The organism is Bacillus sp. VT 712 (genome assembly GCF_001614195.1).
Lineage (GTDB): Bacteria > Bacillota > Bacilli > Bacillales > Bacillaceae_H > Priestia > Priestia flexa.
The window spans coordinates 99,027-123,715 of record NZ_LWBK01000002.1 but is presented as its reverse complement, the minus strand read 5'-3'; the positions used below and the strand labels follow the sequence as shown (position 1 = coordinate 123,715).

28 protein-coding genes are annotated in these 24,689 nt (G+C 38.0%); all 28 read left to right on the top strand.

What is annotated here, in order from left to right:
- Positions 1 to 94: 94 nt before the first annotated feature.
- Positions 95 to 367 (top strand): 30S ribosomal protein S16, encoded by a 273-nt coding sequence (gene rpsP / locus A2U94_RS01340; protein ID WP_025909012.1) that lies wholly within the window; start codon positions 95 to 97, stop codon positions 365 to 367.
- 11 nt (positions 368 to 378) lie between these two features.
- Complete coding sequence (locus tag A2U94_RS01335; protein ID WP_025909011.1) at positions 379 to 609, top strand: KH domain-containing protein; 231 nt, start codon at positions 379 to 381, stop codon at positions 607 to 609.
- A gap of 104 nt (positions 610 to 713) precedes the next feature.
- Complete coding sequence (locus tag A2U94_RS01330) at positions 714 to 1,100, top strand: YlqD family protein (protein ID WP_061784592.1); 387 nt, start codon at positions 714 to 716, stop codon at positions 1,098 to 1,100.
- A gap of 9 nt (positions 1,101 to 1,109) precedes the next feature.
- Positions 1,110 to 1,628 carry a ribosome maturation factor RimM gene (gene rimM, locus A2U94_RS01325; protein ID WP_025909009.1) on the top strand — a complete coding sequence of 173 codons (519 nt, stop codon included), beginning with the start codon at positions 1,110 to 1,112 and terminating at the stop codon, positions 1,626 to 1,628.
- A complete protein-coding gene (gene trmD / locus A2U94_RS01320; protein ID WP_025909008.1) occupies positions 1,628 to 2,362 on the top strand; it encodes a tRNA (guanosine(37)-N1)-methyltransferase TrmD in 735 nt (244 codons plus the stop codon). Before rimM ends, trmD begins: the two co-directional genes overlap by 1 nt.
- Positions 2,363 to 2,551: 189 nt before the next feature.
- Positions 2,552 to 2,896, top strand: coding sequence for a 50S ribosomal protein L19 (gene rplS / locus A2U94_RS01315; RefSeq protein WP_025909007.1), 345 nt, complete (start codon positions 2,552 to 2,554; stop codon positions 2,894 to 2,896).
- A 121-nt stretch (positions 2,897 to 3,017) separates the two neighbouring features.
- Entirely contained in the window at positions 3,018 to 3,569 is a 552-nt protein-coding gene (gene lepB, locus A2U94_RS01310; RefSeq protein WP_025909006.1) for a signal peptidase I, read from the top strand.
- A 33-nt stretch (positions 3,570 to 3,602) separates the two neighbouring features.
- Positions 3,603 to 4,469, top strand: a complete 867-nt coding sequence (ylqF, locus tag A2U94_RS01305) for a ribosome biogenesis GTPase YlqF (protein ID WP_025909005.1) — start codon at positions 3,603 to 3,605, stop codon at positions 4,467 to 4,469.
- A gap of 116 nt (positions 4,470 to 4,585) precedes the next feature.
- Complete coding sequence (gene rnhB, locus A2U94_RS01300) at positions 4,586 to 5,350, top strand: ribonuclease HII (RefSeq protein WP_025909004.1); 765 nt, start codon at positions 4,586 to 4,588, stop codon at positions 5,348 to 5,350.
- 19 nt (positions 5,351 to 5,369) lie between these two features.
- On the top strand, positions 5,370 to 6,890 hold the full coding sequence (locus A2U94_RS01295; protein WP_152545171.1) for a hypothetical protein: 1,521 nt from the start codon (positions 5,370 to 5,372) through the stop codon (positions 6,888 to 6,890).
- Positions 6,887 to 7,165, top strand: a complete 279-nt coding sequence (locus tag A2U94_RS01290; RefSeq protein WP_025909002.1) for an EscU/YscU/HrcU family type III secretion system export apparatus switch protein — start codon at positions 6,887 to 6,889, stop codon at positions 7,163 to 7,165. The genes A2U94_RS01295 and A2U94_RS01290 overlap by 4 nt, the downstream gene beginning before the upstream one ends.
- A 112-nt stretch (positions 7,166 to 7,277) precedes the next feature.
- Positions 7,278 to 8,438 carry an ADP-forming succinate--CoA ligase subunit beta gene (gene sucC / locus A2U94_RS01285; RefSeq protein WP_025909001.1) on the top strand — a complete coding sequence of 387 codons (1,161 nt, stop codon included), beginning with the start codon at positions 7,278 to 7,280 and terminating at the stop codon, positions 8,436 to 8,438.
- A gap of 18 nt (positions 8,439 to 8,456) precedes the next feature.
- Positions 8,457 to 9,359 carry a succinate--CoA ligase subunit alpha gene (gene sucD / locus A2U94_RS01280; protein ID WP_025909000.1) on the top strand — a complete coding sequence of 301 codons (903 nt, stop codon included), beginning with the start codon at positions 8,457 to 8,459 and terminating at the stop codon, positions 9,357 to 9,359.
- Positions 9,360 to 9,420: 61 nt separating this feature from the next.
- Positions 9,421 to 10,311: a DNA-processing protein DprA gene (dprA, locus tag A2U94_RS01275; RefSeq protein WP_025908999.1), complete on the top strand. Its 891-nt coding sequence runs from the start codon at positions 9,421 to 9,423 to the stop codon at positions 10,309 to 10,311.
- Positions 10,312 to 10,465: 154 nt separating this feature from the next.
- A complete protein-coding gene (gene topA, locus A2U94_RS01270) occupies positions 10,466 to 12,541 on the top strand; it encodes a type I DNA topoisomerase (RefSeq protein WP_025908998.1) in 2,076 nt (691 codons plus the stop codon).
- A 239-nt stretch (positions 12,542 to 12,780) separates the two neighbouring features.
- Positions 12,781 to 14,085 carry an FADH(2)-oxidizing methylenetetrahydrofolate--tRNA-(uracil(54)-C(5))-methyltransferase TrmFO gene (gene trmFO / locus A2U94_RS01265; RefSeq protein WP_025908997.1) on the top strand — a complete coding sequence of 435 codons (1,305 nt, stop codon included), beginning with the start codon at positions 12,781 to 12,783 and terminating at the stop codon, positions 14,083 to 14,085.
- Between the two features lie 64 nt (positions 14,086 to 14,149).
- Positions 14,150 to 15,052 (top strand): tyrosine recombinase XerC, encoded by a 903-nt coding sequence (gene xerC / locus A2U94_RS01260; RefSeq protein WP_025908996.1) that lies wholly within the window; start codon positions 14,150 to 14,152, stop codon positions 15,050 to 15,052.
- Between the two features lie 18 nt (positions 15,053 to 15,070).
- Entirely contained in the window at positions 15,071 to 15,613 is a 543-nt protein-coding gene (gene hslV, locus A2U94_RS01255) for an ATP-dependent protease subunit HslV (RefSeq protein WP_025908995.1), read from the top strand.
- A gap of 15 nt (positions 15,614 to 15,628) precedes the next feature.
- Complete coding sequence (hslU, locus tag A2U94_RS01250) at positions 15,629 to 17,029, top strand: ATP-dependent protease ATPase subunit HslU (protein ID WP_025908994.1); 1,401 nt, start codon at positions 15,629 to 15,631, stop codon at positions 17,027 to 17,029.
- 34 nt (positions 17,030 to 17,063) lie between these two features.
- Entirely contained in the window at positions 17,064 to 17,843 is a 780-nt protein-coding gene (gene codY / locus A2U94_RS01245) for a GTP-sensing pleiotropic transcriptional regulator CodY (protein ID WP_025908993.1), read from the top strand.
- Positions 17,844 to 18,322: 479 nt separating this feature from the next.
- Positions 18,323 to 18,715 (top strand): flagellar basal body rod protein FlgB, encoded by a 393-nt coding sequence (flgB, locus tag A2U94_RS01240; RefSeq protein ID WP_025908992.1) that lies wholly within the window; start codon positions 18,323 to 18,325, stop codon positions 18,713 to 18,715.
- A 2-nt stretch (positions 18,716 to 18,717) separates the two neighbouring features.
- Complete coding sequence (gene flgC, locus A2U94_RS01235; RefSeq protein WP_025908991.1) at positions 18,718 to 19,167, top strand: flagellar basal body rod protein FlgC; 450 nt, start codon at positions 18,718 to 18,720, stop codon at positions 19,165 to 19,167.
- Positions 19,168 to 19,178: 11 nt separating this feature from the next.
- Positions 19,179 to 19,475 carry a flagellar hook-basal body complex protein FliE gene (fliE, locus tag A2U94_RS01230; RefSeq protein WP_025908990.1) on the top strand — a complete coding sequence of 99 codons (297 nt, stop codon included), beginning with the start codon at positions 19,179 to 19,181 and terminating at the stop codon, positions 19,473 to 19,475.
- 70 nt (positions 19,476 to 19,545) lie between these two features.
- Positions 19,546 to 21,135, top strand: a complete 1,590-nt coding sequence (gene fliF, locus A2U94_RS01225) for a flagellar basal-body MS-ring/collar protein FliF (RefSeq protein ID WP_025908989.1) — start codon at positions 19,546 to 19,548, stop codon at positions 21,133 to 21,135.
- A 20-nt stretch (positions 21,136 to 21,155) separates the two neighbouring features.
- Positions 21,156 to 22,166, top strand: a complete 1,011-nt coding sequence (gene fliG, locus A2U94_RS01220) for a flagellar motor switch protein FliG (protein WP_373688722.1) — start codon at positions 21,156 to 21,158, stop codon at positions 22,164 to 22,166.
- The gene (fliH, locus tag A2U94_RS01215; protein ID WP_025908987.1) at positions 22,159 to 22,953 is read left to right on the top strand and encodes a flagellar assembly protein FliH; all 795 of its coding nucleotides are present in this window, start codon (positions 22,159 to 22,161) and stop codon (positions 22,951 to 22,953) included. The genes fliG and fliH overlap by 8 nt, the downstream gene beginning before the upstream one ends.
- Positions 22,928 to 24,247 carry a flagellar protein export ATPase FliI gene (fliI, locus tag A2U94_RS01210; RefSeq protein ID WP_025908986.1) on the top strand — a complete coding sequence of 440 codons (1,320 nt, stop codon included), beginning with the start codon at positions 22,928 to 22,930 and terminating at the stop codon, positions 24,245 to 24,247. Before fliH ends, fliI begins: the two co-directional genes overlap by 26 nt.
- On the top strand, positions 24,244 to 24,687 hold the full coding sequence (fliJ, locus tag A2U94_RS01205) for a flagellar export protein FliJ (protein WP_025908985.1): 444 nt from the start codon (positions 24,244 to 24,246) through the stop codon (positions 24,685 to 24,687). Before fliI ends, fliJ begins: the two co-directional genes overlap by 4 nt.
- Positions 24,688 to 24,689: the final 2 nt, after the last annotated feature.

Below are 24,689 nucleotides of genomic sequence, written 5' to 3'. Positions count from 1 at the left end.
ATTTTTTATACTGTTAAGAAAAAAACCTTTACAAACATTTTATCTTTTTGATATTATATTATCTTGTTGAAACATATTCGGAGGTGCTTTAAAAATGGCAGTAAAAATTCGTTTAAAACGTATGGGAGCTAAAAAATCTCCTTTCTATCGTATCGTAGCAGCAGACTCTCGTTCACCACGTGATGGACGTTACATCGAAGTGGTTGGGACTTACAATCCAGTAGCTCAACCAGCTGAAGTTAAAATTGATGAAGAGTTAGCTCTTAAATGGTTACAAAATGGTGCAAAACCATCTGATACAGTACGTAACCTTTTCTCTAACGAAGGCATCATGGAGAAATTCCATAACGCTAAATTAGGAAAATAATTATACTCGCGATGACATCACTAATTGAAACGATTGTTAAGCCACTTGTTGATTATCCAGATGAAGTCCGAGTGAAAGAAGTAAGTGAAGAACATCAAGTGACGTACTTCATTGAAGTTCACAAAGAAGATATCGGAAAGATTATTGGAAAGCAAGGGCGGGTTGCCAAAGCGATTCGGACTGTTGTCTCTGCGGCGGCATCGCAATTAGATAAAAAAGTGCATGTGAAAATTCAAGAGTGAAAAAAGGGAGAGGGATAACCTCCCCCTTTTTTTTATGTAACTACTTCTCAAATGACGGATAGAAATGGTTTAATAAGAATCGTAGGATGAAGAGGAGGGGTTTGATGCAAATTATTCAAAAGGTTGTTGTGAAGCAAGTTGTGACGGAAAGCAGCAAGGCGTTACTACATAATCGTTTCTCTCAGCGAAAAGTCGAGCTGCAAAAAGAGTTAGAGCAGCTTAAGTTTCAACTGAAACAAATAGAGAAAACAAAAAAAACTCAATCATCTTTGCTTCATACCCAGTTTGAAAAAGAGCGTTCATCCAGACTTGAAAAAATAGACGTAATTGATTTTCAAATTGAACAGCTAGAGCGCCTGGCGTTAGGAAGTGAGCTTGTTGAATCAGAAATGGATTCGTTGCTTGAAGTGAAAATCGGTGATAATTGGAATGATATAAAGCAAAAAAAAGAGATTGTAATCAAAGACGGCATTGTCGTTGAAATTCGATAGAGGTGAACAATGAATAATTGGTTTAAAGTAGGTAAAATTGTTAATACACATGGGATTAAAGGTGAAGTACGCATTATCTCAACCACAGATTTTGCAGATGAACGCTACGAAGTAGGAAACAAACTTTATTTGTTCCAAGAAAAGCAAACTGAACCTGTTGAGGTAGTTGTGGCTACGCATAGAAAGCATAAAAATTTTGACCTTGTATCATTTGAAGGGTATCCAAATGTAAATGACGTTGAGAAATTTAAGAACAGCACGGTGAAAGTATCGGAAGATCAATTGTCTGAGCTTGAAGACGGTGAGTTTTATTTTCATGAAATTATTGGCTGCATTGTTAAAACGGAAGAAGGTCAAGAGCTTGGGAAGATAAAAGAAATCTTAGTTCCTGGTGCGAATGATGTGTGGGTTGTAAAAGGAAAAGATGGAAAAGAGATTTTAATTCCTTATATCGACGCAGTTGTTCAGGAGATTGATGTTGAGAATAAAGAAATTATTATTACAGTAATGGAAGGGTTATTAGACTGATGAAGATTGATGTCCTGTCTTTATTTCCTTCAATGTTTGAAGGAGTGTTTGGTGAATCCATTTTAAAAAAAGCGCAAGAAAAGCAAGCCGTAGAGTTAAACGTGGTAAATTTTAGAGAATACTCAGCGAATAAGCATCAAAATGTTGATGACTATCCGTATGGCGGCGGAGCAGGGATGGTATTAACACCTCAGCCAATTTTTGATGCGGTAGATGCGCTGACAAAAGACTCTAAGCCACGCGTTGTTTTACTGTGTCCACAAGGAGAGCGCTATACGCAAAAAAAAGCAGAAGAGCTAGCGCAAGAAGAGCATCTAATCTTTGTATGTGGTCACTATGAGGGATATGACGAGCGAATCCGTGAGCACGTTGTAACTGATGAGATTTCAATTGGTGATTATGTGTTAACCGGTGGAGAGCTAGGGGCAATGGTTGTAATTGACAGCGTAGTACGTCTATTGCCAGGCGTATTAGGGAATCAGGATTCGGCTGTAAAGGACTCGCATAGCACAGGGTTGTTAGAACACCCACATTATACACGTCCTGCTGATTTCAGAGGATTTAAGGTTCCTGATGTCTTAATGAGCGGTGACCATCAAAAAATTGCAGCATGGCGCGAAAAAGAGTCTCTCAAGCGAACGCTGCTAAGAAGGCCAGATATGCTAGAACAGCTTGAGCTTTCTTCACAGCAAAAGAAAATAATAGCTGAATTGCAAAATGAAGAAAGTGAATAAGACGAAGAGTTCCCAATGTGTTTTAAAAGATACAGAAAAATAATTTCTCTTATTGCATACGCCATGAGAGTGTGCTAAGATAAATCTTGTGGCTTGAGCTGATAGGCTTTTGTCACTTATAACGGTGTTCCGCTGCAATGATCTATAAGCATTGTTATGAGCGTCTGTTGGAAGGAGTTGAAACACGCGATGCAAAAATTAATCGAAGAAATTACAAAAGAACAACTTAAAACCGATCTTCCTACGTTCCGTCCTGGTGATACTGTACGTGTACACGTAAATATCGTTGAGGGTAGCCGTGAACGTGTTCAGGTATTTGAAGGTGTTGTTATCAAGCGTCGTGGTGGTGGTATCAGCGAAACATTTACAGTACGTAAGATCTCTTACGGTGTAGGTGTAGAGCGTACATTCCCACTTCATACGCCAAAAATTGCAAAAATCGAAGTAATGCGCCGTGGTAAAGTACGCCGTGCGAAACTTTATTACCTACGTGAATTACGTGGTAAAGCTGCGCGTATTAAAGAAATTCGATAATCGTGAAGGGGAGCTTGTTAAACAAGCTCCTTTTTTCAAATCTTTTTTTATAATTATTAGGTGTTTCAGTGACTTTCAGATACAATAAAAGATGTAGTATATAAAGGTTGGGGGACTGAGAATGGCCCGAGGAAAAAATGAATTTTTTGAATGGATTAAAGCCATTGCTATTGCTGTTTTATTAGCTGTAGTTATTCGCTACTTTTTATTTGCGCCGATTGTAGTAGATGGATTATCAATGATGCCAACTCTACATGATCAGAACCGCATGATTGTAAATAAGTTTTCGTATAAAATTGGGGATCCTGATCGTTTTGATATTATCGTCTTTCATGCAGATGAACAAAAGGACTACATAAAGCGAATTATTGGTCTACCGGGTGATCATATTGAATATCGTGATGATGTTTTATATGTGAACGGAAAGCCGTATGAAGAACCATATCTTGATGAATATAAAAAAGAAGTTATTGATGGTAACTTAACAGAAGATTTTACCCTAGAAGGTTTAACAGGTGAAGGAGAAGTACCTGAAGGCCATTTGTTTGTAATGGGAGATAATCGTCGCTACAGTAAGGATAGTAGACAAATTGGGTTTGTAAGTATGGATCAAGTACTTGGAAAGACAAGCTTAGTTTACTGGCCGCTATCTGAAGCTCGACTATCTAATTAAAAAATGTAGTAATTGATAAAAGGTGAGTAGAACATGACAATACAATGGTTTCCGGGACATATGGCGAAAGCGAGACGTCAAGTTACGGAAAAACTAAAATTAATTGATATTGTATATGAGCTAGTAGACGCTCGTATTCCACAATCATCAAGAAATCCAATGATTGATGAGATTATTGTAAATAAGCCTCGCATTGTCTTATTAAATAAAACAGATAAAGCGGATCCGCGCATGACAGAAGAATGGTTGCGTTACTATCGTGAACAGGGTGTACAAGCGTTAGCGATTGATGCACAGGCAGGAAAAGGGATGAAACAAATTGTCTCTTTATCAAAAGAAATTCTCCATGAAAAATTTGAGAGAATGAAAGCAAAAGGAATTAAAAAACCTCGTGCGATTCGAGCGATGATTGTTGGAATTCCCAACGTAGGAAAGTCTACGCTTATCAACCGCTTAGCAAGCAAAAAGATTGCCAAAACAGGAGATCGTCCTGGTGTGACTCAAGCACAGCAATGGATTAAAGTGGGAAGTGAGCTAGAGCTTTTAGATACGCCAGGAATTCTTTGGCCGAAGTTTGAAGATCAAACGGTAGGCTATAAATTAGCGACAACAGGTGCAATTAAAGATACAATCGTTAACATGCAGGACATTTGTGTTTATGCACTTCGCTTCCTTTCTCGCTATTATCCCGTTAATCTTAAAGAGCGTTATGGTCTTGAGGAGATACCAGAGGATATTGTTGAGCTTTTTGATGCGATTGCCAAAAAAAGAGGTTGTATTATGAGCGGTGGAATGGTTGATTATGATAAAACAGCCGAACTGGTGCTGAGAGAGATTCGAACGGATAAGCTAGGAATGCTAACGTTTGATGATCCAGCTGAGCTTTCGTCAGAAGAATAGGCTGTAAAAAAAGTTAAGGTCGCTTTTTACCTATGTAAGGTAAAGGCGGCTTTTTTATTGATTGAAAATAATAACAGAACAGTCGATATAGAAGGATAGTAAGGAGAGAGGAAAAGATGAAACTAAACATTAATGACATTAAGCAGGCGTTGCAAGCAATCGACAACCTTCAGGATCCCTTATTTGCGCAGTATGAGCAAGATGAGCGCAAGGGTGTACAACAAGCTGTTGTACAAAGAAAGAAACAAATACAAGCCTCTGAGAGCTTAAAAGAGCAATTCTATCAAATGTTAGCATATGAAAACAAACTGTATGACCAAGGCTTACAGTTTATTGCAGGAGTTGATGAAGTAGGGAGAGGACCTTTAGCAGGACCGGTAGTTGCCGCCGCAGTTATTTTGTCTAGGGACTTCTTTTTACCTGGATTAACAGATTCTAAAAAGTTATCAGAAGCCAAGAGAGAAGAGTTTTACGAACAGATTTGTCAGCAAGCAGTAGCAGTTGGTGTTGGAATTGTAGATGCAGCAACTATTGATAAATTAAATATCTATCAAGCAACGAAAAAAGCCATGTTAGAAGCAATCGAGGGATTATCTATTGAGCCTCAAGCCTTATTAATAGATGCTATGGAGTTGCCGCTTAATATTCCGCAGGAGTCTATCATTAAAGGTGATGCCACAAGCATTTCTATTGCAGCAAGCTCTGTGGTTGCAAAAGTGACAAGAGACCGAATGATGAAGGAACTAGCTTTAATTTATCCCGAATATGGATTTGAAAAGCATATGGGATATGGTACAAAGCAACACTTAGAGGCAATTGATACCTATGGAATTTTAAAGGAGCATCGCCGTTCTTTTGCACCTATTAAAGAGAAAATATAAGTGGTAAAGAGGGGGAAGAATGATGAAAATTTCAGGTTTTCAACAGCTTTTCTCAGCATCTAGTCATAGTACCAGGTCGTTTACACTTACTGCTGGCGATCATGTTCTTGGACGGGTGCTCAAACTTTTTCCGAAACAAACAGCACTTTTAAAGCTCAACGGAATGACAATGGTAGGAAAATTGGAAGCCCCATTAATAGTTAGACAAAACTACTGGTTTCAAGTTACTTCGACAGAAGGAGAATTGCCGCACTTAAAAATGATTTCTCCCATCAAACAAGGTTCTGAATTAGTTGAATCATTAGTGCAAGAACTGAGAATTGAAGTGAATAAAGAGAGCAAAAAGTGGTTGTCTAATCTTGTAGAACAAGGACATGCGCTTACTAAAGAAAAGGTAAATAGCCTCGGTAATATTCTTGCAAAAGAGAGCTTGACAGAACAAACGAAGGAAATTCTAACCTATATGTTAAAGCTGCGTCTTCCCTTGTCTAAAGAAGTGTTCGATGCATTGAAAAATGTTATGGGAAGCAGCTCTTTTTCAAAAGAGTTACAAGCGATTAAAGAATATAATCCAAACTCAGGGCTTGGAAAGGTAATTGATTCAATCTTTTTTCAGTCTAGCGGTGCTCAAAATGAACCTTTTAAAAAAACATTCGTGAATTGGTTACAAGCGACGAATCATAACGAAAAAGCCTATCAAATGCTGCAACATTTGAATTTGTTTCCTAAGAGTAAAAGGGAAGAAGACGTATTAAGTGTAGCCTCACGCTTATTTACCTTACAGCAAAGCGAAGTGAAAGCTGTGTTCTTAGCCAAGGTGCAAGAATCTTTTCGTGAAGGTTTTGACATGGTGCGTCAGCTATCACAAGAAGTGTACGAACAGGCTGGGGAGTATGAAGCATTCTCGAACGCATGGAAAGCAATTGACCAGTACTCTAATAGCGAGGTAATCAAACAACTAATGGGAGTACAGCGCTTAACAGCTTTCTTTCACGCGTTTGGATTATCACAAGAAGGTGGAGGAGCACTTCTGAACCTTTTAGCTTCAGAAGTCAAATCGGTCGACGATGCAGGTATTCGAGAGAAGATGGAGCTGCTTATATCTCGAATAACTGGTTTTCAACTTCTATCACAGGCCAATGGTCCACTGTCTAACTTCTACATGGAAGTTCCACTGTTAGTTGGCAAACAGTGGAGAGATGTTTCTATACAATGGAGTGGTCAAAGACAAGAAAACCAAGGGGTTAATCCTAATTATTGTCATATTTTGTTTTATGTGAACCTTGAAGCGTTACAAGACGTTGTCATTAGTGTAAATATCCAAAATCGAATCATTACTTTGCAGATAATAAATCAATATGCCGACCTGTTGAAAGAGAGCGGTGAAAAGTTTACAAAAAGCTTAGTAAAAAAGCTGGAAGAGTTGGATTACCAGCTATCAGGAGTTAGTTATCGTCCTTTGAAACAAGAAAGTTCAATTGAAAAGAAAATGTCTACATCGTCTTATTCGTATAGAGGAGGAGTTGACTTTTTGATATGAGCATAAATGATAGAAAACAAAAGGCGGTTGCGCTAACGTATAATCAAGAAAGAGATGAGGCGCCTAGGATCGTTGCCAAAGGAAGTGGAGAAGTTGCAAAGCGTATCATTGAACAGGCACAGGAGCATAACGTTCCTGTTCAAAAAGATGCTTCTTTAACCGAGCTAGTAAGCACGCTAACTATTCATGAAAAGATTCCAAGCGAGCTTTATGAAGTGGTGGCAGAGGTTTTTGCGTTTGTTTATCAGCTGGACCAAGAGATAAAGAAAAAATAATTTTCCAATTATTTTAATATTTTTTAATTGAATAGTAGACAACTAGACAATTATTTTTATACAATGAAAGCGCAGTCTATTTTATTGGTTGATTACGTTAGGAGGATGGGAAATGAATATCCATGAGTATCAAGGGAAAGAACTCCTAAGAAAATATGGAGTAGCAGTACCTAATGGTAAAGTAGCATATAGTGTAGAAGAAGCGGTTGAAGCTGCTAAAGAACTTGGATCTCAAGTTTCAGTTGTTAAAGCGCAAATCCATGCTGGGGGACGTGGAAAAGCGGGTGGTGTAAAAGTAGCGAAAAGCTTAGATGAAGTTCGTACATATGCACAAGATATTTTAGGTAAAACGCTCGTTACGCATCAAACAGGTCCAGAGGGGAAAGAAGTAAAGCGTTTACTTATTGAAGAAGGTTGCGATATTAAGAAAGAATACTACATTGGTTTAGTATTAGATCGCGCTACTTCTCAAGTTGTATTAATGGGTTCTGAAGAAGGTGGTACGGAGATTGAAGAGGTAGCGGAAGCAACTCCTGAAAAAATCTTCAAAGAATACATTGATCCAGCAATTGGTCTACAAGGTTTCCAAGCGCGTCGACTCGCGTTTAATATTAATATTCCAAAAGAATTAGTAGGTAAGGCAGTTAAATTTATGGCTGGTTTATATACTGTATTTGTTGAAAAAGATTGTTCAATCGCTGAAATCAACCCACTTGTTGTAACAGGCGATGGAAACGTAATGGCACTTGATGCGAAGCTAAACTTCGACTCAAATGCACTATATCGTCAAAAAGATATTTTAGAGTATCGCGATTTAGATGAAGAAGATGCGAAAGAAATTGAAGCGTCTAAATATGACCTAAGCTATATTTCATTAGATGGAAACATCGGTTGTATGGTAAACGGTGCTGGACTTGCTATGGCCACAATGGACATCATTAAGCACTATGGCGGAGACCCGGCTAACTTCCTTGATGTTGGGGGCGGCGCTACAGCTGAGAAAGTAACAGAAGCGTTCAAAATTATTCTATCTGACCAAAATGTAAAAGGGATTTTTGTTAACATCTTTGGTGGAATTATGAAGTGTGATGTAATTGCAACTGGTGTTGTAGAAGCGACAAAACAAGTTGGCTTAAGCTTACCATTAGTTGTGCGTTTAGAAGGAACAAACGTAGAGCTAGGTAAGAAGATTCTTCAAGAATCAGGGCTGAATATCACAGCAGCTGAGTCAATGGCAGACGGCGCACAAAAAATCGTTTCACTAGTGAAATAGAAAGGCTGGGGGATAGGAATGAGCGTATTTATTAATAAGGACACAAAAGTAATTGTACAAGGTATAACAGGCGGAGTAGGTCTTTTCCATACAACGCAGATGTTAGAGTACGGCACACAAATCGTCGGTGGTGTAACGCCAGGTAAAGGTGGTATGGAAGTTGAAGGCGTTCCCGTTTTTAATACGGTATTAGAAGCCAAAGAAAAAACAGGTGCTACAGCTTCTGTTGTTTACGTGCCACCTGCGTTCGCGGCTGATTCAATTATTGAAGCAGTTGATGCAGAGTTAGATCTTGTTATTTGTATCACAGAAGGTATTCCTGTATTAGATATGGTAAAAGTAAAGCGCTATATGGAAGGCAAAAAGACTAGACTTGTAGGACCAAACTGCCCAGGTGTTATTACGCCAGAAGAATGTAAAATTGGTATTATGCCAGGATATATTCACAAAAAAGGTCATGTTGGTGTCGTATCACGCTCTGGTACGTTAACATACGAAGCAGTACATCAACTTTCTGAAGCAGGAATTGGTCAATCAACAGCTGTTGGTATCGGTGGAGACCCGGTTAATGGTACAAACTTTATTGATGTTCTAAAAGCCTTCAATGAAGACGAAGAGACGTATGCTGTTATTATGATTGGTGAAATTGGTGGTACAGCGGAAGAAGAAGCTGCAGAATGGATTAAAGCAAACATGACAAAACCTGTTGTAGGGTTTATTGGTGGGCAAACAGCACCTCCAGGGAAACGTATGGGCCATGCTGGTGCCATTATTTCTGGTGGAAAAGGAACGGCTGCTGAAAAGATCAAAACAATGAATGAATGCGGTATCAAAGTCGCTGAAACGCCGTCTGTAATGGGTGAGACATTAATTAGTGTGTTAAAAGAACAAGGTTTATTAGAAAAATGTAAAACTCATTAAAGCATAAAAATGGTCCTCCTTGCTGAGGACTATTTTCTATGCCATAAAAGGAGTCGATGATATGGATGAGTTGCGCAAAAAAATAATTCACTTATCGCATTGTCAGCTATTGACTTGGAAGCAAATCTTTTCGTTTCTTCAGTATGATTCTTCTCTTCAACATCTGTACAATTATTCTCCGAATGACCTTCAGCAAATCCTTCAGGTTCCATTCAATCGAGCATGTCAAGTGAAAAAATATTTGCAAACTATTCCAATACAAGATATTCTAAATAAATATGAAGAGCAAAGTATTTACTGTATAACAATTATTGATGATGAATACCCCCATTTATTAAAAAATATCTATGATCCACCTTGGGTTTTGTTCTGTAAAGGAGATTTTTCATTATTTCAGTATAAAGATTGTTTAAGCGTGGTTGGAACAAGACAGCCTACTCAGTATGGATATGATGCTATACAATCGGTTTTAGCTCCGTTGCTTCATAATCAATTTGTAATTGTAAGCGGATTAGCTTTGGGTATTGACACAGCTGCTCATCAGCTAGCCATTGCTAAACAAGCAAAAACTATTGCAGTTTTAGGAAGTGGCTTTTATAATATCTATCCAAAGCATAATCTTCCATTAGCAAATGAAATTGCTCATAACCATTTATTGGTGTCAGAGTATCCGCCACCGACTAAACCAGCCAAGTGGCACTTTCCAAAGCGGAATCGAATTATTAGTGGCTTGACAAGTGGTACAGTTGTGGTTCAAGCTAAAGAGCGAAGTGGTTCATTTATTACAGCTGATCAAGCACTTCAACAAGGAAGGGAAGTATTTGCTATACCTGGCCCTATTACAGATGATGCTTCAAAAGGAGTAAACAAACTGATTCAAATGGGTGCGAAGCTTGTACAGAACCCTACAGATATAATAAATGAATTACATCGATTCCAAAGTCATAGGTAATTTTTTATTTGGAAAGATGTATGATTTGTAAGATGAAAGAGTATTACTGAAACATAACGAAATTTAGAGAAAAGTATTTGATACAATATGATAAAAAAAAGATTAATTAATAATAATGAAGGTTTTATTTTACCTCTTGAGGAGGAGCAAATAGATGTCTGACTACCTAGTAATTGTAGAATCGCCTGCTAAGGCCAAAACAATTGAACGCTATTTAGGAAAAAAATATAAAGTGAAAGCATCGATGGGACATGTTCGTGATTTACCCAAAAGTCAAATGGGCATTGATACTGAACATAACTATGATCCAAAGTATATTACCATTCGTGGTAAGGGACCGGTACTGAAAGATTTAAAAACAGCAGCTAAAAAAGCGAAAAAGATTTATCTAGCAGCCGATCCAGATCGTGAAGGTGAAGCCATTGCATGGCACTTGGCTCATAGCCTAGATGTAGATATTGCATCAGACTGTCGCGTTGTATTTAATGAAATTACAAAAGATGCAATTAAAGAGTCTTTTAAACATCCACGTGCAATCAATATGGATTTAGTTGATGCGCAGCAAGCAAGACGTATTTTGGACCGATTAGTGGGATATAACATTAGTCCATTACTATGGAAGAAAGTGAAAAAAGGATTAAGCGCTGGACGTGTTCAATCGATTGCAGTACGCTTAATCATTGATCGTGAAAAAGAAATTACGGACTTTGAGCCGGAAGAGTATTGGACGGTACAAGCAACTTTCCAAAAAGATAACGATCAGTTTGAAGGATCGCTAATTGAGTACAAAGGGAAGAAAGCAAACCTTTCCAATGAAGAAGAAGTAAAAGCCATTCTTCAAACGATAGAAGGTAACGAGTTTAAGATTTCAAAAGTAACAAAAAAAGAAAGAAAACGAAATCCAGCTCCTTCCTTTACAACTTCTTCTCTTCAACAAGAAGCAGCACGAAAGCTGAATTTTAGAGCAAAGAAAACAATGATGATTGCTCAGCAGCTATACGAAGGTATTGATTTAGGGAAAGAAGGAACCGTTGGTTTAATTACGTACATGCGTACCGATTCAACCCGTATCTCTGAAACAGCGCAAGAAGAAGCAAAAGAGTACATTTTAAACGCATATGGCAATGACTATTTAGCACAAGAAAAGAAAAAAGAAAAGAAGCAAGCCAACTCACAAGATGCTCACGAAGCAATTCGTCCTACTTCGGCAATGCGTAAACCTGCAGATGTGAAGGAATTTTTATCAAGAGATCAGTTTCGTTTATACAAGCTTGTTTGGGAACGCTTCTTAGCAAGCCAAATGTCTTCGGCCGTAATGGATACAATGGCTGTTGATTTAAAAAATAGTGACGTAACGTTTCGAGCAAATGGGTCAAAAGTGAAGTTTCCTGGGTTTATGAAGCTATATGTAGAAGGTAGCGATGACCAAGTCGAAGAAAAAGAAAAGCAGCTTCCAAACTTAGAAGAAGGGGAAACAGCTTATTCAAAAGATATTGAGCCAAAGCAGCATTACACACAGCCACCACCGCGTTATACGGAAGCGAGATTAGTTAAAACGCTTGAAGAATTAGGGATAGGAAGACCATCCACCTATGCACCAACGCTTGATACGATTCAAAAACGCGGATATGTTGCTTTAGAGAACAAGCGCTTTGTACCAACGGAACTTGGTGGGATTGTGCTAGAACTTATTTTAGAATTTTTCCCTGAAATTTTAGATGTTGAATTCACAGCTAAAATGGAAACGGACCTTGATAAGGTGGAAGAAGGAAGCGTACAGTGGGTTAAGGTTATTGACGAATTTTATCGCGATTTTGAAAAGAGGCTTGAAAAAGCAGAAAAAGAAATGCGTGAAGTAGAGATCAAAGACGAACCTGCTGGAGAAGACTGTGAAGCTTGTGGATCACCAATGGTATTTAAAATGGGGCGCTATGGAAAGTTCATGGCATGTTCAAACTTTCCAGAATGTCGTAATACAAAGCCAATTGTCAAAGAAATTGGCGTAAAGTGCCCGACGTGTGAAGAAGGGAACATTGTAGAACGTAAGTCCAAGAAAAAACGTACTTTCTATGGCTGTGATCGTTTTCCAAGCTGTGAATTCATTTCTTGGGATAAGCCAATTGCTAGAAAGTGTCCAAAGTGTGAGAGCTTACTTGTAGAGAAAAAGCAGAAAAAAGGAACGCAAGTAGTTTGCACAAGCTGTGATTATAAGGAAGAAACGCAACAATAAGAAGCGCGGTTAGTTATTTAGAATAAATTGTAACGATGAATGATTGATTATTATGAAGGATATAAGTGCGACGACATGAGGTAGTGTGCTAAAATGGAAACGTTCTTAGCGACTCATTTACATGGCGTCGTATTTTTTTGAGAAAAAAGTAGCAGCGAGTGGAGATAAACGATTAAACAAACAGAAAAAAGGTATGTTATAATACTTCTTTGTTTGATATTTTAGTTGGAGGATTGAACATGACAGAACAAGTAATTAACGTAATTGGTGCTGGTCTTGCTGGAAGCGAGGCCGCTTGGCAAATTGCGAAAAGAGGATTAAAAGTAAGACTTTATGAAATGCGTCCAGTAAAGCAGACACCAGCGCATCATACAGATAAATTTGCTGAATTAGTATGTAGTAACTCACTTCGTGCCAATACTTTAACAAATGCAGTTGGAGTATTAAAAGAAGAGATGCGTAAGCTAGACTCAATTATTATTGAATCAGCAGATGCGTGCGCAGTTCCGGCAGGTGGCGCTTTAGCTGTAGATCGTCATGAGTTTGCAGCGCGCGTAACGGAAAGTGTAAAAAACCACCCGAATGTCGAAGTTGTACACGAAGAAATTACGGAAATTCCAAAAGGCCCAACAATTATTGCAACAGGTCCATTGACATCAAAAGATTTATCAGAACAGCTACGTACTTTAACAGGTGAAGACTATCTTTATTTTTATGACGCGGCGGCTCCAATCATTGAAAAAGACAGCATTGATATGGACAAGGTATATTTAAAATCACGTTATGATAAAGGTGAAGCAGCTTATTTAAACTGCCCAATGACAAAAGAAGAGTTTACGAAGTTTCACCAAGCATTAATTGATGCTGAAGTGGTACCTTTAAAAGAGTTCGAAAAGGAAATCTACTTTGAAGGTTGTATGCCAATTGAAGTAATGGCAGCGCGTGGAGAAAAAACGATGTTGTTTGGACCACTTAAGCCTGTAGGGTTAGAAGATCCCAAAACCGGTAAACGACCTTACGCTGTTGTACAATTACGCCAAGACGATGCAGCAGGAACGCTTTATAATATCGTTGGTTTCCAAACGCACTTAAAGTGGGGAGCTCAAAAAGAGGTATTAAGCTTAATTCCTGGCCTTGAAAATGCTGAAGTAGTTCGCTATGGAGTAATGCACCGCAATACGTTCATTAACTCTCCGAAACTACTTCGCCCAACTTATCAATATCGCGAACGTGAAGACTTGTTCTTTGCTGGTCAGATGACGGGAGTAGAAGGCTATGTTGAATCTGCTGCTAGCGGTCTAATGGCTGGAATGAATGCAGCCCGTTACGTTTTAGGAGAAGAGTTAGTTGTCCTACCTCAAGAAACAGCAATTGGAAGTATGGCTCACTATATCACGCATACAAACGCTAAAAATTTCCAGCCGATGAACGCAAACTTTGGCTTGTTTAAAGAGCTAGAAGTCCGTATTAAAAACAAAAAAGAGCGAAATGAAGCGCTCGCTACAAGAGCATTAGAAACTATTCAGAATTTTACAACAAAATAACGAAATTGTTTGCAAGGGCTACTGAATTGTGATAATATTTAGTAGCCCTTGTGAGGTGATATGAGTGGAATTTGTTAAAGTTTCTTTAAATTCCTTCCTAGAATATTTACAAATTGAAAAGAACTATTCACAATATACAGTTGATTGCTATGAAAAAGATATTGAGTCATTCATCTCTTTTTTAGAAGCAGAACAAATACAAAATTTACAAGATGTTACATATGCAGATGCAAGACTGTTTTTAACAAGGTTATATGAAAAGTCATATTCAAAAAAATCAATGTCGAGAAAGATTTCATGTTTACGAAGTTTTTATCGATATTTGTATCGTGAACAAATAGTGGTTGAAAATCCGTTTGCGCTTGTTTCATTGCCGAAAAAAGATCAGTATACGCCACGCTTTCTTTATGCGGAAGAGCTGATGAAACTGTTTGAGTTAAATGATCTTACTACGCCGCTTGGCCAGCGTAATCAAGCGCTCCTTGAATTAATGTATGCTACGGGAATTCGTGTGAGCGAATGCGCAGCCATTCAGCTTAGTGATATTGACTTTTCACTTCAAACGCTTCTTGTGCATGGAAAAGGAAAAAAACAGCGTTACGTTCCATTTGGTAAATATGCAAAAGACTCTCTTCATACATATATACAGAATGGGCGAGTGCAGTTGAAAAGCAAAAGCGCTACCAATACGAATGCGCTCTTTTTAAATAATCGCGGAACAACATTGACGGATAGAGGTGTTCGCTTAGTTATTGAAAAACTCATGAATAAAACGGCAGAGAACATACATATTAGTCCTCACGTTTTACGTCATACTTTTGCTACGCATTTATTAAATGAAGGAGCCGACTTACGTACGGTTCAAGAGCTACTTGGTCATGAAAATTTATCCACAACTCAAATATATACGCATGTAACGAAGGATCGGTTAAAAACAGTATATATGAATCATCATCCTCGTGCATAGAAGGAGGAGTTAGTTATTATGTCTACATTTCATGCTACAACGATTTTTGCCGTTCAACATAATGGTCAATGTGCTATGTCAGGTGATGGGCAAGTGACGTTTGGAAATGCTGTTGTGATGAAACATACAGCTAAAAAAGTACGTCGCTTATTTCAAGGACAGGTTTTGGCTGGATTTGCAGGTTCAGTTGCTGATGCGTTCACACTGTTTGAAATGTTTGAGAGTAAATTAGAAGAGTATAACGGCAATTTACAGCGCGCATCAGTTGAATTAGCAAAACAATGGCGAAGTGATAAAGTTTTACGCAAACTAGAAGCTATGCTGATTGTGATGAACAGAGATAGCTTACTATTGGTTTCGGGAACAGGTGAGGTCATTGAGCCTGATGATGGGATTTTAGCTATCGGTTCTGGTGGGAATTATGCATTATCGGCTGGCCGTGCATTAAAACAGCATGCTGGAGAACATTTAACTGCAAAAGAAATTGCAAAAGCTGCTTTGGATGTTGCAAGTGAGATTTGTGTGTATACGAATAATCAAATTATTGTAGAAGAACTGTAGGAAAGGGGATTTTCTATGAATTCTCATTTAACGCCTCGACAAATTGTTGAAAAGCTTGATCAGTATATTGTTGGCCAAACAAGTGCAAAAAAAGCGGTTGCGGTTGCGCTAAGGAATCGCTATCGACGTAGTTTATTAAACGAAGCTTTGAAAGACGAAGTTGTTCCCAAAAATATTTTAATGATTGGGCCAACTGGTGTTGGTAAAACAGAAATTGCGCGCAGGCTTGCAAAGCTTGTTGGTGCACCTTTCGTTAAGGTAGAAGCAACAAAGTTTACAGAGGTTGGCTACGTTGGTCGTGATGTAGAATCGATGGTTCGTGATTTAGTTGAGACATCCGTTCGTTTAGTGAAGGAAGAAAAAATGGTTTCTGTATCCGACAGTGCTCAAAGAAATGCCAATAGGCGTCTTGTTGAGCTTTTAGTTCCAAGCAAGAAAAAGCAGCAGACATTTAAGAATCCATTTGAAATGATTTTCTCCAATAATTCACAGCAAGCCGATACTCAAGCAGAACAAGAAGAAGAAGTAAATGTTGAAACAAAGCGCAAGCAAATTGCCCATCAGTTAGCCCTTGGAGAACTTGAGGATCATTATGTAACAATTGAGGTAGAAGAACAACAGCCTTCTATGTTTGATATGCTGCAAGGTTCGGGTATGGAACAGATGGGGATGAATATGCAAGATGCTTTAAGTAACTTTATGCCAAAGAAACAGAAAAAGCGTAAACTTACGGTGAGAGAAGCTCGTAAAGTGTTAACAAACGAAGAAGCTCAAAAGCTAATTGATATGGATGAAGTAACGCAAGAAGCAATTCATCGTGCAGAACAGTATGGAATTGTCTTTATTGATGAAATTGACAAAATTGCTCAAAAGAGCGGTAACTCATCTTCAGCGGATGTATCACGTGAAGGTGTACAACGTGATATTCTACCAATTGTAGAAGGTTCTACAATTGTAACAAAGTATGGAGCAATTAAGACAGATCATGTTTTATTTATTGCTGCAGGAGCGTTCCATGTTTCCAAGCCTTCGGATTTAATTCCGGAATTACAAGGGCGTTTTCCAATTCGTGTTGAGTTGACAAAACTAACGGTAGAAGATTTTATGAGTATTTTAGTTGAACCAGATAATGCACTATTAAAACAATATGTAGCATTATTGGAAACTGAAGGTATACAAATTGAATTTTCTGACGATGCTATACGTAAGATTGCAGAAATTGCCTTTCAAGTTAACCAAGACACGGATAACATTGGGGCAAGAAGACTTCATACTATTCTGGAAAGACTGCTTGAAGACCTATCATTTGAAGCGCCAGAAGTTACGTTAGAAAAGATTGTTATTACTCCTCAATACGTGGAAAGTAAGTTAGAGAAGATTGCAAAAAATAAAGATTTAAGTCAATTTATTTTATAGGTATAGAATAGAGATTTCAGGAGGAACAAAGATAATGGATTTATTAGGAAAAACTAGAAAGATTAATGCGATGTTACAAAAGGCTGCGGGTAAGCCCGTAAACTTTAAAGAAATGGCTGAAACTTTATGTGAAGTTATTGAATCGAATGTATTTGTTGTTAGTCGTCGCGGTAAGTTATTAGGAATCGCAGTTAAGCAACAGATTGAAAATGACCGCATGAAAGGCATGTTAGAAGCGCGTCAATTCCCAGAAGAGTATACACAAAACTTATTCAACATTTCTGAAACATCTTCAAACTTAGATATTAATAGTGAATACACAGCGTTCCCTGTTGAAAACAAAGAGCTTTTTGAAGCTGGTTTAACAACAATCGTTCCAATCATCGGTGGAGGGGAAAGATTAGGTACGCTAGTATTAGCTCGTTTAGATCGTAACTTTGCAGATGATGATTTAATTCTAGCTGAATATGGTGCAACTGTAGTCGGTATGGAGATTCTTCGTGAGAAAGCAGAAGAGATTGAAGAAGAAGCGCGTAGCAAAGCGGTTGTTCAAATGGCAATTAGTTCACTATCGTACAGTGAATTAGAAGCAATCGAGCATATCTTTGAAGAGCTAAACGGTAATGAAGGTTTATTAGTAGCAAGCAAAATTGCTGACCGTGTAGGGATTACACGCTCTGTAATTGTAAATGCACTTCGTAAGCTTGAAAGTGCGGGTGTAATTGAGTCGCGTTCTTTAGGAATGAAAGGAACGTACATTAAAGTATTAAACAGCAAGTTTCTTGTTGAATTAGCAAAATTAAAATCAAACTAATCGTTAGAAAAAAGAGATCTTTGATTAGCAGTCAAAGGTCTCTTTTTTTTGTTAAGATCGCCATCCTAAAAAAGTACCTCTTTTATATAAAATGCGAGTTAATAGAACTATTACCATTTTTAATTAAAATATAAATAGTCCATAAAGAACTAGTTAATTTGAATAAATATAATTCTTTAAGACTATACAAAAAAAGATTAACTTTGATTATTTTAGTGTTTAAGAATTAATTAAATTACTTTTAATGTCATTTATTAGAGACTTATTAATTATATTTAGTGTATTTTGTCGAAAAAAGCGCCCGGATTTATTTTGAAGGTGTTAAAATAGATTTGTAAATTCAACGATAAATTTTAGTAATGTAGTACAAAAGTTGCTTATTAGGTATAGACAAGAAGCATACTTTTTTTTACAATAGGCTTTATGGTAGAAAAGTCGAAATTTGTCAGAAAATTAAACGCGGTAAGTAGGTGTCCTATATGAGTTTATTTTCAGGAACAATTCAGTCATTAGAGCAAGGTCTGAATTATTCAACGCTTAAGCAGCAAACAATTTCTCAAAACATTGCAAATGTAGATACGCCAAACTATAAGGCTAAAGATGTATCTCGGAAGAATCAATTTCAATCAGAGCTTCAATATTCATTGAAAGCATACCGTACGAACGAAAAACATATTGAATTCTCAAAATCATCCGAACAAGCAGCTGTTATTTCAAGAACAAGTCATACATACCAAGAAAACGGCAATGGGGTTGATTTAGATAAAGAAATGACGACAATGGCAGAAAATCAAATTTACTATGAAGCATTAATTGATCGACTTAACGGTAAATTTAATTCTCTACAAACTGTCATTAGAGGAGGTAAGTAGAGGTGTCAATATTTCAAAATCTCAGCATATCTGGGTCAGCTTTAACTGCTAATCGACTACGAATGGATGTTATTTCTTCTAATATGGCGAATGCCGAAACAACAAGAAGTGAACTTGTAAATGGAGAATGGCAGCCGTATCGCAGAAAAGTGGTTTCGCTCCAATCAAACGGTGGTCCAAGTTTTTCTTCATTGCTACAAAATGAAATGAGTAAAGGGTCAGCGGGCGGTGTGAAAGTTAAGTCCATAACAGAAGATCAATCTCCTTTTAAGCTTGTGTATAACCCAACGCATCCTGACGCAAATGAAGATGGGTATGTTCAGCTTCCCAATGTGGATCCATTAAAAGAGATGACAGATTTAATTGGTGCAACAAGATCCTATGAAGCAAATATTACGGTGTTAAACGCAAATAAAAATTTATTATTGAAAGCATTGGAAATAGGAAAGTAAGGTGAAGCAGTATGATTCAAGGGATTCAACATCAAATGCCTGTACTAACTGAGAAAATATCGAACACAGGAACCGTTAAAGAAGCTCACGGTCAATTTTCAACTTTTTTAAAGGAGTCGTTAAACCAAGTAAACAACGCACAAAAGGCATCAGATCTAGCCACAGAAAAGTTAGCTCGTGGAGAAAAAATTGATTTACATAATGTCATGATTGTATCACAAAAAGCCAGTATTGCGATGCAGACGACAATTGAAATACGTAATAAAGCTGTTGAAGCATATCAAGAAATGATGCGTATGCAAATGTAGTAAACGGTTTTAGCTAAAAAGCGGTTATTTCATCCCTAGATAGAAAACAAGCAATAGCCGGAGGATTGTAATGAATGAAAAACTAGCACTCTATAAAAATCAAATAGGTGCGTTCTGGTCAAAGCGCACTAAGGTTCAAAAAGGTTTGATCATCGGCGGCCCCTTGGCGCTGCTAATTGCCCTTATTGCTATTTCTTTAGTAGCAACCAATGAGAAGTTTGTTCCCCTTTACAGCAATTTATCTGTACAGGAAACGGGTCAAATTAAAGCGGAGCTGGATACAAGAAAAATACCTTCTGAAATCTCAGAAAATGGAACGGTTATTTCAGTACCGGAACAACATGTTGACTCATTAAAGGTGGATCTTGCTGCACAAGGTATACCAGACAGTGGGAGCATTGATTATTCTTTCTTTGGGCAAAATGCTGGATTTGGTATGACGGACAATGAGTTTAACGTTGTTAAATTGGAAGCTATGCAAACCGAAATAGCTAATCTGATGAAAAATATCCAAGGTGTCAATAATGCGAACGTGATGATTACCTTGCCAGAAGAAAGTGTTTGGGTGAAGGATCAGCAAGGAGAAGCTTCAGCATCAATTGTTTTAAATACACAGCCAGGCTACAAATTTGATGAAGGACAAATAAAATCTCTCTATCATTTGGTTTCAAAAAGTGTTCCAAATTTACCTACTGATAATATCGTAATTATGAATCAAAACTTTGAATATTTTGACTTAAAAAGCAGTGACGAAATGTCTAATTCATCTAGTTTTGCTACTCAGCATGGTATTAAAAAGGAAATTGAACGTGATGTTCAGCGCCAAGTTCAACAAATGTTAGGTAGATTAGTTGGACAAGACAAAGTAATGGTTTCAGTTACAGCTGATGTTGACTTTACACAGGAAAATCGAGAAGAAAATTTAGTGGAACCTGTAGATAAAGAAAACATGGAAGGAATCGCAGTAAGCGTGGAGCGAATCAATGAAACGTTTACGGGAAAGAAACCTGAAGATGGTGGGGTTGCAGGGACCGGTGAAGAAGATACAACCAACTATGTAGAAAGTGGAAGTACCGACAGTGGAGACTATGAAAAGGCAGAAGAACGAATCAACAACGAAGTAAATAGAATTCGTAAAGAAATTGTAGAGAGTCCTTATAAAGTTCGTGACTTAGGAATCCAAGTAATGATTGACCCTTCTAATGCAAACGGTGAAGGTGAACTAGCAGAGAATTTAGAGGATGACATTCAGCAAGTTTTAAGCACGATTGTTCGTACGTCAATTTCAAAGGATGAACAAGGTGCTGAGTTAACTGATAATCAGGTTGCAGACAAAATTGTAGTCTCCGTACAGCCATTCCAAGAACAGAAAGTAGCCGCTAATCAACAGCAAAGCGGAATCCCAACATGGCTATATTTTGTAGGTGGTGGCTTATTACTAGTTATTCTTGCACTACTATTCTTATTGTTAAAGCGTAGAAAAGATTCTGAAGAAGAGTTCTATGAATATGAAGAAGAGTATGAAGATTCAGTTGAAACCATTCAAAAGCCTCCTGTCCTAAGTGAAGAGCAGCAGTCAAGAAAACGTCTAGAAGAGCTTGCAGGTGAGCAGCCAGATGAATTCGCAAAGCTATTGCGCACGTGGATTAGTGAGGAGTAGGAGGGAGTATAGTGGCGAAAGTGGTAAGTAAAAGTGAATTAACAGGTAAGCAAAAAGCAGCTATTTTATTAATTTCCCTTGGTCCTGATGCATCCGCTTCCGTCTATAAGCATTTAAGCGAAGACGAAATTGAACAGCTAACGTTTGAGATTTCTTCAATGCGAAAGGTAGAGCCTGCGGTTAAAGAAGCCGTTTTAAAAGAATTTGAGCAAATGACAATTGCTCAGAATTATATTGAAAAAGGCGGCATTACTTATGCGAAAGAAGTGTTGGAAAAAGCTTTAGGTCCTGAACAAGCAATAATGGTTATTAATCGTTTAACTTCATCTTTGCAAGTTCGACCATTCGATTTTGCGCGTAAAGCAGAACCAATGCAGCTTTTAAATTTTATTCAGCATGAGCACCCGCAAACGATTGCTTTGATCTTATCATACTTAGAGCCAGCTCAAGCTGGGCAAATTTTGTCATCTTTACCTCAAGAGCGTCAAGGTGATATTGCGAGAAGAATTGCTACAATGGATAGCACATCTCCAGAAGTCATCAGTGAAGTAGAACAAATTTTAGAAAGAAAGCTTTCGACAACGGTGACGCAAGATTACACCCATACTGGTGGAATCGAGACGGTGGTTGAAGTGTTAAATGGCGTGGATCGTGCAACAGAGAAAATTATTATTGATACTCTAGAAATTCAAGATCCAGAGCTTGCGGAAGAGATTAAACAGCGTATGTTTGTCTTTGAAGATATTGTGACGTTGGATAACCGCTCCATCCAGCGTGTCGTTCGTGAGGTTGAAAACGAAGACTTGCTATTGAGCTTAAAAGTAGCAAGCGAAGAAGTAAAAGATATTATATTCCGCAACATGTCCAAGCGAATGGTAGACACGTTTACAGAAGAAATGGAGTATATGGGACCAGTCCGTTTAAAAGATGTGGAAGAAGCTCAGTCTCGCATTGTGGCGGTTATTCGTAGATTAGAAGATATGGGAGAAGTAGTCATTGCAAGAGGTGGAGGAGACGATATTATTGTCTAGTATCATTAAATCTACCTATGCAAATCACGTACATGATTCAGCCAAAACAATCGAAATCAAGCCATTATTTAGTGGGAGAAATTTGATCAATTCAAATGGTCAGACAGCAAAGAATGAATGCCCTGACAAAATTCTTACTGAAGCAAAAGAAGCGTCTACACGTCTTTATGAAGAAGCTGAAGCAAGACTATTAGAAGCAAGACAGCAAATTGAAGCAGAGCGACAGCAGTGGGAGAATGAAAAAATACAGCTATATGAAGCAGAGAAAAAAAAGGGTTTTAACGCTGGGTATAGTGAAGGTCAACAGGCTGGATATAAGGACTATACATCGCTTATAGAAGAAGCCCGTACGGCTGTTAACGTAGCTAAAAAAGATTATACCGATTACCTTTCTCAAGCTGAAGAGGTTATCTTAGAGCTTGGCTTTACACTTGCTGAGAAAGTCATTGGGCAGAATATTCAACATAAAAATGAGAAAAGTTTTGTATCACTGGTTAAGCATGCAATAAAGGAAGTTAGAGAGAGCAAAGAGCTTCGAGTCTTTGTGGCACCTTGCCATTATGAAATGGTTTGTGAAAATAAACAGCAATTGTTCGATATATTGAATGGAGAAGCTAGCTTATTCATATACGCAGATGAAAATTTGACAGATGAACATTGCATTATTGAGTCGATGTACGGAAAGCTCGATGCATCGGTTGATAGTCAGTTAACGGAGCTAAAAAAGAAATTGAAACTACGTTTAATGGAGGAAAAGCAAAGTGAAAGTGAAGCAGCTTATTCCTGAGATAGCTCATATCTCTTCGTTTAAACGATATGGGAAAGTTAACCGAGTTATTGGAATGATGATTGAATCACGAGGACCACAAGCTTCCATTGGTGATGTTTGCTATATCCACTTAAAGGATACTTGTGAGCGAATTCAAGCAGAAGTAGTTGGATTTAAAGATGAACATGTCATTTTAATGCCCTATACATCTGTTCGATATATTGGACCTGGTTGCATCGTGGAAACAACTGAAAAACCGCTTCAAGTAAAAGTAGGACCTGAGCTAATTGGTCAAGCACTAGATTCCCTAGGAAATCCACTTGATGGAACTAGCTTACCTAGCTATCTTCCATCAGTGTTAACTGAACAGGAACCTCCTAATCCATTGCAACGCCCACCAATTTCTGAACCAATTGAAGTAGGGGTTCGAGCAATCGACAGTTTGCTTACAGTTGGCAAGGGTCAGCGGATTGGAATCTTTGCAGGAAGTGGAGTTGGGAAAAGTACGCTTATGGGAATGATTGCGAGAAACACGAATGCAGATATCAACGTCATTGCATTAGTAGGGGAACGTGGTCGAGAAGTCCGTGAGTTTATTGAGAGAGACCTTGGTTCGGAAGGTTTGAGAAATTCAATTGTCGTTGTCGCAACTTCTGATCAGCCTCCACTATTACGAATGAAGGCGGCTTATACAGCTACATCTATTGCAGAATACTTTCGAAGTCAAGGGCTTAACGTCATGATGATGATGGATTCCGTTACGCGCGTTGCTATGGCGCAGCGAGAAATTGGTTTAGCAGTGGGAGAACCTCCCACAACCAAAGGATACACACCATCGGTTTTTGCTTCATTACCTCGCCTATTAGAAAGAACAGGTACTACTGAACAAGGCTCTATTACGGCATTTTATACGGTATTAGTTGACGGTGATGATATGAATGAACCGATTGCTGATACGGTTCGAGGAATTGTTGATGGGCATATTGTATTGGATCGGAATTTAGCTAATAAAGGTCAATATCCAGCCATTAATGTGCTCAAAAGTGTTAGCCGCGTTATGAATCATATTGTAGAAGCAAATCATAAAATAAGTGCTGAAAAGCTACGGTTATTACTTTCTACATATATTGAAGCAGAAGACCTTATTAATATCGGAGCTTACAAAAGAGGGTCCTCTGCTGAAATTGATGAAGCAATTTTATATTATCCAGAACTTATTTCATTTTTAAAGCAAAAAACGAGTGAACATCCCACGCTTAAAGATAGCGTAGAGATACTAAAACAGCTCTTTCAGAAAGGTGAACGAACGTGACGTATCAGTTTAAGTTAGCAAAAGTCATGACGGTTAAGCAAGATGAAAAAAATCGTTTATTGGCTCAATATAATGAATCAGTTCAATATTTCGAGCAAGTCGGGCAGAGGCTTTACGATAAGCTCAAGCAGAAAGAAGAAATGCTTGAACTTCAGGCAAAAAAGCTTAAAAGTGGTTTAGCGGTTAGCGAGATTAAATTTTTTCAACAAGCGCTTGAAAGCATTGAGGCGACGATTGCCAGGCTCCAGCGAGACGTCATGTTGGCGCGACAGCAGATGAGTATGAAAGAGCTGAAGCTTCAAGAAAAAAATATTGAGTGCAAAAAGTATGAAAAGCTTAAAGACAAAAGCTATACAAGCTACCTAAAAACTCAGGGTGATGCGGAAAGTAAGCAAATGGATGAGATTTCTCTGCAACAGTTTATGCTACACAGAAATTAGGT

Coding starts and splice junctions, on each gene's coding strand:
- dprA (WP_025908999.1), top strand. CDS start 9,421: ATGGATGAGTTGCGCAAAAAAATAATTCACTTATCGCATTGTCAGCTA.
- trmFO (WP_025908997.1), top strand. CDS start 12,781: ATGACAGAACAAGTAATTAACGTAATTGGTGCTGGTCTTGCTGGAAGC.
- A2U94_RS01295 (WP_152545171.1), top strand. CDS start 5,370: ATGATGAAAATTTCAGGTTTTCAACAGCTTTTCTCAGCATCTAGTCAT.
- hslU (WP_025908994.1), top strand. CDS start 15,629: ATGAATTCTCATTTAACGCCTCGACAAATTGTTGAAAAGCTTGATCAG.
- topA (WP_025908998.1), top strand. CDS start 10,466: ATGTCTGACTACCTAGTAATTGTAGAATCGCCTGCTAAGGCCAAAACA.
- rimM (WP_025909009.1), top strand. CDS start 1,110: ATGAATAATTGGTTTAAAGTAGGTAAAATTGTTAATACACATGGGATT.
- fliF (WP_025908989.1), top strand. CDS start 19,546: ATGAATGAAAAACTAGCACTCTATAAAAATCAAATAGGTGCGTTCTGG.
- sucD (WP_025909000.1), top strand. CDS start 8,457: ATGAGCGTATTTATTAATAAGGACACAAAAGTAATTGTACAAGGTATA.
- trmD (WP_025909008.1), top strand. CDS start 1,628: ATGAAGATTGATGTCCTGTCTTTATTTCCTTCAATGTTTGAAGGAGTG.
- rnhB (WP_025909004.1), top strand. CDS start 4,586: ATGAAACTAAACATTAATGACATTAAGCAGGCGTTGCAAGCAATCGAC.
- flgB (WP_025908992.1), top strand. CDS start 18,323: ATGAGTTTATTTTCAGGAACAATTCAGTCATTAGAGCAAGGTCTGAAT.
- sucC (WP_025909001.1), top strand. CDS start 7,278: ATGAATATCCATGAGTATCAAGGGAAAGAACTCCTAAGAAAATATGGA.
- A2U94_RS01335 (WP_025909011.1), top strand. CDS start 379: ATGACATCACTAATTGAAACGATTGTTAAGCCACTTGTTGATTATCCA.
- hslV (WP_025908995.1), top strand. CDS start 15,071: ATGTCTACATTTCATGCTACAACGATTTTTGCCGTTCAACATAATGGT.
- A2U94_RS01290 (WP_025909002.1), top strand. CDS start 6,887: ATGAGCATAAATGATAGAAAACAAAAGGCGGTTGCGCTAACGTATAAT.
- lepB (WP_025909006.1), top strand. CDS start 3,018: ATGGCCCGAGGAAAAAATGAATTTTTTGAATGGATTAAAGCCATTGCT.
- ylqF (WP_025909005.1), top strand. CDS start 3,603: ATGACAATACAATGGTTTCCGGGACATATGGCGAAAGCGAGACGTCAA.
- A2U94_RS01330 (WP_061784592.1), top strand. CDS start 714: ATGCAAATTATTCAAAAGGTTGTTGTGAAGCAAGTTGTGACGGAAAGC.
- rplS (WP_025909007.1), top strand. CDS start 2,552: ATGCAAAAATTAATCGAAGAAATTACAAAAGAACAACTTAAAACCGAT.
- rpsP (WP_025909012.1), top strand. CDS start 95: ATGGCAGTAAAAATTCGTTTAAAACGTATGGGAGCTAAAAAATCTCCT.
- codY (WP_025908993.1), top strand. CDS start 17,064: ATGGATTTATTAGGAAAAACTAGAAAGATTAATGCGATGTTACAAAAG.
- fliE (WP_025908990.1), top strand. CDS start 19,179: ATGATTCAAGGGATTCAACATCAAATGCCTGTACTAACTGAGAAAATA.